The sequence below is a fragment of the Rhizobium sp. ZW T2_16 genome (assembly GCF_044987325.1).
Taxonomy (GTDB): Bacteria; Pseudomonadota; Alphaproteobacteria; order Rhizobiales; family Rhizobiaceae; genus Neorhizobium; species Neorhizobium cellulosilyticum.
This window is the reverse complement of sequence record NZ_JBJDRG010000023.1, coordinates 46,776-56,854: the sequence shown is the minus strand read 5'-3', so window position 1 is coordinate 56,854 and position 10,079 is coordinate 46,776. Positions and strand designations below refer to the sequence as shown.

Below are 10,079 nucleotides of genomic sequence, written 5' to 3'. Positions count from 1 at the left end.
GCAGCGCCTTCAGCGACAACGTATCGGCATGCTCGACCATGGGCAGGCGGCGCTTCGTCATGAAAGAAGAATCTCATGATTTGCAGAAAACGGGAATCCCTCCTGCCACCGGATTTGCTCCAGTTACGATGAGTGTGAGTGGGTTGATCTGCCGGTAATCACAGCTCGATGGTCATGGATAAGGCTAAGGCGCCCGCCGCGACGATGGAAGGCAGGGCCCAACGAGATGATCGTCGTCGGCGTCGCGCAGACCACTACCACCGAAAGTCCTAAGCGCTGCGACGTGATTGAAAGGCGATGGCAACGTATTGATCAGATCTGCCGGCGTTAAGCTCTCGGCTGAGACAAGAGCTGCGAGGTTCATATTGGATGCCAGCTCTATGAGGAAGCACTGGCTTGGAATAAACTGCACCGACATTCGGTGATTGTGATTGAAAATTTATACAATCGCGATATGGAAAATCGGTTTTTTGAAGGTTATTTAGGCATATCGATGACTACGAAGCAGCTGTTTGATAAATTTCAGAACGACCCAAGTCAGCTAAGATATCTCCAAGCCCGTCGGAGTGTGCAAGCCAATGCGGGTCGATTACTTTGCACTCAGCTACTCATAGTTGTGGCCGTTCCAACGATGGTAGGTCTTGCCGGATCGTATGTTCCAGGTCTCAAGGCCCCAGCTGCTATCGTCGCCATATTTGCAGCGTGGTTGGATATTTTCGTGCTGGACAGACTTCAAAAAAGGAAGCTTGCGATAAGCGCGAAGCTGCAGGAAGAATTCGACTGCAATCTATTTGATTTGAAATGGAATCCGTTCGTTGCTGGAACACGACTAGATGCGGATGTTGTCAATTATCTAGCAAAAAAATACGTCGCGCCCGGAGATCGAGATACTGTCCGGGACTGGTACCCTCGAGAACTTTCAAGGTTGCCCCACGCTGCTGGTCGCCTCGCGGCTCAAATTCTAAACTTGGGGTATGATTCCTCGGTCCGTTCCAGTTTTCGAGGTTATCTTGTTATCGCGCTTGCCATCATATTCCTAGCTTGCCTGCTGATTTCGCAGACCCCCGTATTTGACATTAGCACCCTCATTTTAGGGGTGATCGTCCCACTCATTCCATTCGTAAACTGGGGAGCTAGAGAAGCTTTCAGGCAACACGACGCCATTAAGAAACTCGGCGACGTGAGCAAAAGCGTAATTGAGATCTGGGAACAGACTAAAAAACACCGATTGACTGATGAGGCCTTGGACCCGATCGCCCGGGAAATTCAGAACGCGAACTACCTTCGTCGATCATCGGTTCCAATGGTATGGGACAAAATCTATTGGCTGAGAAGACCGAAGCTCGAAGCCAAAATGGTTTCGCGCGCTACGGAACTTGTTGGCGAATATCTGGGAGATAATCGGTGAACGAAGGGAGAGCGATCGAGCTAAAGGCAAGATTGGTAAGCGGGCGGGTCGGCACTTGGACGATCGGATCGTTAATCGGATGGGGCGGCTCGGCAGCCGTCTTCGAGGGGACCGCCGGTTCGGTTACCGCGGCGGTAAAGATAATCGATCCGGATTTGGTCGAGGAGTTTGGCCGAGAAGCCCAACGCGCGCGCGTCAATTTGGAAGCCAAACTCGCTGGGCACGAACATCCGAACTTGGTAAAAATAATTGAAGCGTCAGAATGCCAAGACACCGGTCTTCTGTTCGTCGCCATGCAGAGGCTAAATCATACAAAGTTATCCGCTCACATTGGATCCCTCGGTGGCGATCAAATTGCCGAGATTTTCAGACAGACCGTCGCTGCGGCAGCATATTTGGATGAGCAGGGGATCTGCCATCGGGACATCAAACCCGATAACATAATGGTATCTGCGGATCTCGCGCAGGTAGTATTAATGGACTTGGGAATTATTTTACCTTTCAGCAGACCAGAAACTGCCACGGACATCGATCCATCTGGTGAGCGTTTCATCGGAACTGCTCGCTACTGCCCACCTGAATTCGTAAGGTCGATGGTTGAGCGGTCAGCTGAAGGCTACCGCTCCCTTACCTTTTACCAGCTCGGTGCAGTCCTGCACGATCTCATAATGGGAGAAAAGTTGTTTGGGGAGATCTCAGGCCCGTACGCAGTGCTCTTAGATGCCATATCGAACCGAACGCCTTTGATCGAGTCCGCAGAAGTGCCAACCTACCTGCTCGAACTCGCAAGAGATTGCCTCCAGAAGGATCCGCATCGTCGCCTTAAGCTGGTGGACTTTAGCCGGCTCGCAAAACCAGAGTTCAACATTTCGCTTAGCGCTAGAGAGCGAGTCCGAGCAACGTTAGCGGCAAGTTTTGAAGGTATCTCGCCGGCTGCCGCGCCTGGTTTGATCGAAAGATCAATCTATCGCGATGCTGCCTACCATGTAAGAGACCTGATCCGGAAAGTATGCACCGACAATTCGGACTTTTATTCTCCTACCGTTGATCACGACCACGACGACGGTACGGCGATGGTAACAGCCGCGTTCGATGCGTCGGGAGCACACCAGATTACTCGTCCGTTTCAGATCCGCTTTACAATTCGTTGTTTGGACCCTGTTCAAAGGACATTTGACGTTGAAGCGACGCCAAGTTGGCAAAGTGTTACTGATGTAGGATTGGCGAGTTTTCGCGTATGTCTTATGCGAGGAGTGAACGAAGATATCAGCGTTTATATCGAAGACGTAATATACAGGGTGATTGCGGCTGCGATACTGCAGCCTCATTCGGCATCTTCAAATGCGCTTAAGATAGGTGACTAGTGCAAACGTGGTGGCGCGGCGCAAACGAGCTTGATGAACATCAGCAAAAGATCATGGACCTCCCCAGTGACGGAAGTTTTGCTATCACTGGCCCTCCCGGATCCGGAAAAACGAATCTTCTCCTGATGAGAGGAGCTTACCTTTCCTCCTTATCCCGCAACATCGCGGTTCTCGTTATGAACCGAACCTTAGCTGAATTCATTAAAACCGGCGCGGCGGGCTATGGGATCTCGCCCGATTCCGTCATGACGAGTAAGCAGTTCATCGGCGCACTAGCAGCGGAGAATGGCACACCGCTCAAGCGAGGCTTGATGTGGGAAGAGGGACGAGTAGATGCCACGGAAGCTCTGCGGCAGATCGTCCGCGCAAAAGGACGCCCTATATACGATACGATACTTATTGACGAGGCTCAGGATCACAATGAGGAGGAGTTGGCGTTACTGAAGCAACTCGCCCGCGACATCTACCTAACTGCAGATGCTCGGCAGCTAATTTATGAGACAGGCAGTGCGGATGATAGGTTCTCAGAACTGGTCCAAGCACACCACGAGCTGCCGTATCACTACAGAAGTGCTCCGGAAATCTGTGACCTTGCCGATCTCATTGGTGATACATACACTAAACCATATGTCCGCATCGCCCCAACATGCCGTTATCCTGTTACTTCGCCCAAGGGGGAGGTTCAGGTCAAGACGGCAACGCTAGCGGAACAAGGAACGTTGGTCGCGGCCAGGCTTCCTTTGCAATTGAGAGCGTTTCGCGGGGAGTTGATCGGCATTTTTACTCCTAATCGGAGAGACGCTGGACAGCTTGCGGAAATACTCGCGGCTGCTGGGTTCGGAGATCAGATGACAGTACAGGTCGGCGAGGGATACATGGAAATAAAGCCAGATCGACCGATATGTATCTCCACTGTTCATGGCGCAAAGGGCTTGGAATTCCGAGCTGTTCATTTCTGCGCGGCCGAGACGGTTAAAAGCCATGGCAAAACTCAAAAGCGTGTCGCATTCACTGCCGTGACACGGGCGAAGACGTCTTTGACGGTTTACCATGATCAGGCTCTGCCGCCATATCTCCAAACTGCCGTTGCACGCTGGCGGGAGCCTGCGGCTGACGCGCCTAACTGGAGGAGCATCTTCAATGGAAACTGATCGTATCGGCGTTTGCAGATTTGATAGGAACGGCTTTGTTGATATGCTGCAAGGCCAAGAGCCAGAGCAAATCGTTTACGAAAAAGAGTTTCTTTATATAGCTGAGTCGACCAAAGAAATGGTTGCTGCTTGGCGGCTCGGCATCGGAGATCAGCGGTCAGTCCTTCCAAATATTCTCGTTGGAACAGAAAACCAGCTAAGAGACGTGATGGCTTACGCTCGTTCTTATCTGAAGGGTCTTGGTCCTGTGAGCGGGTTGATCCGACTATGCACTTCTCGCGAGCTCTCGGACATATTTTCGGTGGAACGGTTTCTCAGTGCAAACGACGCTGGCATAATCGTGTCTCTAATTTTCGGCGAGATAGCTTCCCGCCTCGGGAATGCCGCCGACGAAGACAAACTAACCCTTTCAAGAGCTTGCAACACCCTAGTTTTCTGCCTCGCCAGGGCCCACATTCTCCATCCGTCAGTGGACTCTATGGAGGTCCTGCAGAAGTGGGCGGTTGTGACAAAGACAGACGGCGACCGTCGGCAAATGATCGTATCGGAAAGAATTGTAGATCTTTTTACAACGACGGCTGACCACCTTAATTGGGGGGTAGGCAGGCGGTCGAGTTTTATGTTTGCGGACGACGCCTGGGAGAAACTGGGGCAAGAGTATTCATCCAAGGAGCTTAAGAAATACTACTCGAGCCAATTCTGGGCAGAGGCTTCTCAAATGACCGCAGAGGGATTGCTGCGCACGATCGACAACACGTTTCCGCAACTTATGGGCGTGAAGGGCGCTTCAAGCGTGGAGAAGTCGGCAGTGATGGCGAGGTTGATTTCTAAAGTGAATTCTGACCTCAGTAATCAGTTGATAATTGCGCGACCTATGTCAGACGAGCTTCCGGAATTGGGCATTTTTCTCGGAAAGTTTTTCGCAGAGAGTGAGCCTGGAAAAATACAATCGGTCAACGACGGAATAGGTTGGAAAATTGCGGCAAGACTGTCGGAGCATTTCGATCCGTACGGGCTCCCGGTGGCTGACCTATCTTGGTCAGAGTTACAACTTGGCTCCGCGGTTGCACGCGATCAAACGCGAAATTCAATCTCTCACCGGGTGGAAATTTTGAGTGGAATTGATGTTGCACGACCGGCCGATCAGGCGGCGAGCGTAAAGGCGGATCGAGGTGGATATGGTACGGTTCGCAGGCAGGGTCAAAAAAGAAACTATGAGGATGCACTGGAGTCCGCCGAACGAAACCTCGAAGAAGCGATGGAAGCACTTCGTGCCCTCAGGCGATATCGACATTACGGTTAGTGGATTTCCTACGACAACGGTTATCACATAAGCGGTCGAAATGATTGCCAGATTGAGAGTCGCCTAGAACCAATATCAGGAAGCGGGTCAAGCTGGCTGGCTGGAAGGGAGGTGAGGATACGAAACGTATTTTTGCTACACCCAAGCTTGTGCATGCAAGAAAATCGTCGAAAACCGCTTGGCATGTTGATTTTCTTCACCTACAAGTAGGTAGAGAAAATCGACATGACAGGATTCGGGCATGATTGTTGAGACGCGGGTTCTTCGTGAAGAGGCGGATATTGATACTCGATTGGGTGAGCTTGGTTTAGATCGGCGGCTTCTCCTCGAGGTTAGAGATGTTGCGCGAGGCGCAGCATCAAATGCCACATCCTTTCATCCCGCTAATGCAGCAGGTACGTTTTCCTATCAGGAAGGTTCCTGGGCCTTGCGAGACAGGTTCGTGGGCGATGAATGGGAAGTCGACCGCACTGAGGGCGTTGAAGCGATCAAAAACGAGCGGCGCGGTCTCCGTGTGGTGTTCTCGAACGTCGACATCGCGGCTCACGATGAGAAGAAGCCGAAGCCTCGCTCGCCCAAGGGTGCTGGCGCGGAGCGTGCCTGCCTGGGTAACCTGTTTGGCGCTGACCTGCCCGAATACGCTCGCTTGGATAGTGAAGCTGTTGCCACCTATTTCATGATGGTAGACGAGCGGGGAGCCGCGGAGCTGACACGTCCGGTGGTGGAGGAGAAGACCTTTAGCGCCTATATTGAGCGCATCTATCTCTCAGACGGATCGGACATAGAACTTGACAAACTCCTCCTGGATGATGGAGACCGCGCGGATGATTTCGATCCAATGGTGGTGGCTCGTAAATAGCCGGAATTGCAATGTTTAACAGTAAACGACTTGTCCTGGCTCGGACACGTCGGCGCCTTACCGCGAAAGGTCTAGCAGACCTAACTGATCTATCGGCGATGACAATCACTCGACTGGAGAAGGGGGACAACAAGCCCGATCCGTCTACAGTCGAAAAGATTGCCAAGGCAGTCGGCTATCCAGCCGACTTTTTCTATGACGATGATCCAGAAGACTTGAACGTCGAGGCGGTCAGCTTCCGAAGCCTCACAAAAATGAGCGCTAAGGAGAGGGATGCGGCACTCTCGGCAGGCGCGTTAGGTCTTCAGTTGAGTGATTGGGTCGAGAGGCGTTTTTCCCTCCCCGCTCCGAATTTGATCGACCTCAGCTACGAGACAGACGTCGAAGCTGCGGCTAGGTCTTTACGTCAACATTGGGGGCTGGGTGAGAAGCCTGTCGGCAACGTTATCGGCCTTCTGGAAACGCAAGGAGTGCGGGTTTTCTCGTTGTCGGAAAACACCAAGACCGTAGATGCGTTTTCTTTTTGGCGAGACGAGAAACCCTATGTGTTTTTGAACAATTTCAAGACGGCGGAACATAGCCTTTTCGACTCGGTTCATGAACTTGGTCATTTGGTCCTGCATCAACATGCGGGTCCCCAGGAACAGTCGCGAGCAGCCGAGAGAGAGGCGAATGCGTTCGCCTCGGCGTTCTTGATGCCAGCGAACGACGTAAAAGCTCGTGCCCCTCGTTTCATCGACACAAATGTAGTCATAAAGATGAAAAGCAGATGGCGTGTGTCCGCTATGGCGATGGCTTATCGGCTCCATGCACTAGGTCGTCTGACAGAATGGCAATATAAGTCGATATGCATTGAGCTTGGGAAGCGTGGGTACAGATCGGGCGAGCCTGACGGTATTGAGCGCGAGACGTCAATCGTCTGGAGGAAGGTCCTGGCTCAACTCTGGCAGGATCGTACGACCAAGAATGACGTCGCAGCAGAGTTGAAAATTCCGCTTGACGAACTCGAAGGCCTAATCTGGGGAGTTGCGAGTACTGCAGTTCCCCTGCCTAATAAACGCTCTCTTTCTCTTATTTAGATGGGCCACCTAGGTCCAGGTTAGCAACCAAAGGCGGTTAACACGCAAAAGTTGATGACAGAATCTCTGAGAATCAGTCGCACAGTAGGCGTTGCGGCTCTGGACGTTCCGCTCGCTGCATTTGATAGTTGATTCAATTTCTTGGCTACACAGAATTAGCGGGTCGCAGGATCTAATCCCCTCAGGGGGAGTGACGAGATCCCCTTGTCGTTCAACCCACGGCCGCTACGTCTCTTGTTCGACGGCGAACTTTCCAAGATCTACCGGCGAGATAGCGTTAGCAACCTTTGAAACCGAATCTCCGATTCAAGACGCCGGCTCTTCGAAGCGATATGCTTTAACGCTTGGTCAAGCCCATTTGGGATAATGGCGCCATCTTCAGCACCAACCGTTTTATCCAGAATTGATAGCAAGGCCCCCGCATCCCTCGCGGAATTCACACCTGTGATAGTCCGCTCGTCGGCGCTGCGGTCGAGTATCCCATAGTCCCAGAGCGACCAGCACTGAAAAGGCGTAAGGTATGGCAGAATGAGTTCGGCGGCCTCAGCGTAGTCCTCGCCGGCTGCCGCTGGGAAGTCAGCGAAAGCGTCCGATAATGTCGGCGATGAGAGCGTCAGTTCTTTTGGCCAAATTTCCTGAAACAGCTTCTTGACGAGCCCAAACCTTTTACCGGTATCCTTCGGCTCCGCCTTGTCGTCCTTGAGATAATTTTTCATGGCATCGAGCGCACGGGTTCGTACCGGATCTCCACCGATACGCAGCATCTGCTGGGTCAGGTGCGAGGGGATAGTCAGCTTCTGGCCGTCGCGCATGTCAATGATCGTCGAAAACACCACCCGCTGGCTGAGCGATCCCCGAGCTTCGTCCAGCAATTCGCTTCCTGCCGCCGCAGCGATCATATGCGGTCCTAACTCTTCCAGGACCTTTTTTGGAGGCAGAAAGCGACTATGGACGAAACCATGCCAGAGCTCGATGCTTCCACCCGTCGCATGGATCAGCGGTTCCAGGAGGTTCACTCGTGACCAGGCTTCGTCAGCCGCCCAGTAGTAATTGAAGCTACTGAGCAGCTGATATTGTGCCTGTAGCTTCGCTTCGCCTTTCGTCTGTTCGATGCCGGCCAACGCGTCGCGCCATGGTGAGTGAGCCAACGGTTTCGTGTCTTTCTGAAAGCTCGGGCACGCACGCATAAAAGCAGAAACGAGATTACCGACGGTGCTAGAGTAACTGCGTTCCCGCAGGGGCACTTTCTTCTCGGCGTTCTGGTTCGTCTTTTCAACTGCCGTGGGCCAAAGAGCTAGCCACGCCCGGATGAAATTGTCCTGGCCATTCAATAGCCGGTCCCAGGTCGACATCCAGGATGTGAGCCCCTGTAGCGCGTTTTCGATCGTCGCTTTGTCTAGACGCGCAATCTGGAGACAGGCTTTGAGCGCCACTGAGATCAGCTCTTTATCTTCAGGGCTTGCAGTGTCGATCGTAACATTCAAATCGGAGGGCCTGAAACCATAGCCGAAGGCCTGCCAGACCTTTTCACGAGCCAGCGACTTTGGCGCTTCGGCAAAAAGATCAAGAATCAGACTGGGATTCCGTCCAATGAAGTCTGAAGCCGCGCGACTTTTGCTTTCCCATCCTTCGTCACTCAGATGACGCGCAAGTTCATCGATAAGTTTCGTAGAAGGAACATCGCCAAAGGTTGGATCGCCACTAGGATCGTCGATCAGTGTTCTAACGCCGGGATTGAAGCCCTCTGTGACGGAGGCCACGTCAACCTCTCGGGGATGCTGGAGGAGAGTTTTCGCTAGCCATGCTTCGGTCGGAATAGAAAGCTGACCACCGCCTGCCTTGATTCGTTGAAGCTCTGTAACACTCCTTCGCGCAGCCGCAATCTTTGCGTTGTCTTTCCCCATTCTCTTTTTCAGTCTTGCAATCGGTTCGCCATTGACGAGCCGCTGCTCTATCGACGCAGCGACGTTGTCGGAAAGCGAAGACCATCTGACCGCACGGAGTTCCGCAAACTCGGGAAACGCATCGGTCCACCAGAACTCAGTATCGTCCAAGGAAGCGAGGAAACGACTGACCTCCGTGCCACTGACGACGGCTTCATCTCGGGCAGCGGCTGCCCAGAGCCGCTTGTACAGTTTCCAGCGGTCGGCATCCCAGGCTGTCATTGCCCGTAGTGCAGCTGGCCGATCGACCTCGCTCAGGCGTTCAAAAACCGCGTAAAGCAGCTTTGTGGTAGGCGCAAAGCCTTTGCTGTAGCGGTCTGGTTCTCCTCCCCCTTCAGCAAACTGATCCGCGGGTACGAAATAGACTCGATGGACGAGCCAGACCGTCGAGTCCGCATCGCTAGCAATCATCCCGATCCGCCGCGCCTGGTTAAGCCCGGTGAGCAGAACGGCGTTTAGCGCGGTCGCAAGCTCGAAGAGGAAGTCGCGGTCGGTGATGCCCGCCAAACCAATCTCTTCGGGGGTAAGCCGCTCACCGCCATCAATCGAAACCCAGAAGATATCTCCTACGGTCTTGGGATGCTTTGCGCGCTTGCGGCCGTAAGCTTCATATTTTTGGCCGCTCTCGACTTTTATCCGCGGCCGAACAGCTTCGGTAATGAGCGTGATGACTTGAGATGGAGAGGCACCTAATTTCAGCTCTCGTTTGAGAAGCAGCCGATCGTACGGACTGTCGGTCGTTGCGTCGTCCCAATATTCGAGCAAGTTAATCCAAGCTTTCCTATATGGTTCTGCAACATCTGCGAGCCGGAACTCGAGAAGATCCTTGAGGGCAGCGCGTTCCGCTAGCTGATCGTACCGCAGAGCGAGCGCCCATTCGAGGAAATCGCGGTCTTGGAGACGTTCCATCGCAAACATGCGTGTGTTCTGCGCTATGATTGCATCCTTATCCGAAAATCTGGGTGTTCTCAC

General features: G+C 52.9%; 7 protein-coding genes. 6 read left to right on the top strand and 1 reads right to left on the bottom strand.

The window, feature by feature from the left end; all coding sequences use genetic code 11:
* Nucleotides 1-421 precede the first annotated feature (421 nt).
* The 6 genes from ACI3K0_RS27200 to ACI3K0_RS27175 all read left to right on the top strand — a co-directional run bounded on the left by ACI3K0_RS27200 (nt 422) and on the right by ACI3K0_RS27175 (nt 7,164).
* Nucleotides 422-1,408, top strand: a complete 987-nt coding sequence (locus tag ACI3K0_RS27200) for an S-4TM family putative pore-forming effector (protein WP_404946655.1) — start codon at nt 422-424, stop codon at nt 1,406-1,408.
* The gene (locus tag ACI3K0_RS27195) at nt 1,405-2,772 is read left to right on the top strand and encodes a protein kinase domain-containing protein (RefSeq protein WP_404946654.1); all 1,368 of its coding nucleotides are present in this window, start codon (nt 1,405-1,407) and stop codon (nt 2,770-2,772) included. Before ACI3K0_RS27200 ends, ACI3K0_RS27195 begins: the two co-directional genes overlap by 4 nt.
* 53 nt (nt 2,773-2,825) lie before the next feature.
* Nucleotides 2,826-3,923: an ATP-binding domain-containing protein gene (locus tag ACI3K0_RS27190; protein ID WP_404946653.1), complete on the top strand. Its 1,098-nt coding sequence runs from the start codon at nt 2,826-2,828 to the stop codon at nt 3,921-3,923.
* Entirely contained in the window at nt 3,913-5,226 is a 1,314-nt protein-coding gene (locus ACI3K0_RS27185; protein ID WP_404946652.1) for a hypothetical protein, read from the top strand. The genes ACI3K0_RS27190 and ACI3K0_RS27185 overlap by 11 nt, the downstream gene beginning before the upstream one ends.
* A 241-nt stretch (nt 5,227-5,467) precedes the next feature.
* Nucleotides 5,468-6,085 (top strand): hypothetical protein, encoded by a 618-nt coding sequence (locus ACI3K0_RS27180; protein WP_404946651.1) that lies wholly within the window; start codon nt 5,468-5,470, stop codon nt 6,083-6,085.
* Between the two features lie 11 nt (nt 6,086-6,096).
* Nucleotides 6,097-7,164, top strand: coding sequence for a helix-turn-helix domain-containing protein (locus tag ACI3K0_RS27175; protein WP_404946650.1), 1,068 nt, complete (start codon nt 6,097-6,099; stop codon nt 7,162-7,164).
* Between the two features lie 260 nt (nt 7,165-7,424).
* On the opposite strand, the gene ACI3K0_RS27170 is transcribed toward ACI3K0_RS27175, so the two are convergent.
* On the bottom strand, nt 7,425-10,079 hold the full coding sequence (locus ACI3K0_RS27170; protein WP_404946649.1) for a hypothetical protein: 2,655 nt from the start codon (nt 10,077-10,079) through the stop codon (nt 7,425-7,427).

Bases quoted from the DNA above. Each gene is read 5' to 3' on its own strand.
- ACI3K0_RS27190 (WP_404946653.1), top strand. From the start codon at position 2,826: ATGGACCTCCCCAGTGACGGAAGTTTTGCTATCACTGGCCCTCCCGGA.
- ACI3K0_RS27185 (WP_404946652.1), top strand. From the start codon at position 3,913: ATGGAAACTGATCGTATCGGCGTTTGCAGATTTGATAGGAACGGCTTT.
- ACI3K0_RS27180 (WP_404946651.1), top strand. From the start codon at position 5,468: ATGATTGTTGAGACGCGGGTTCTTCGTGAAGAGGCGGATATTGATACT.
- ACI3K0_RS27175 (WP_404946650.1), top strand. From the start codon at position 6,097: ATGTTTAACAGTAAACGACTTGTCCTGGCTCGGACACGTCGGCGCCTT.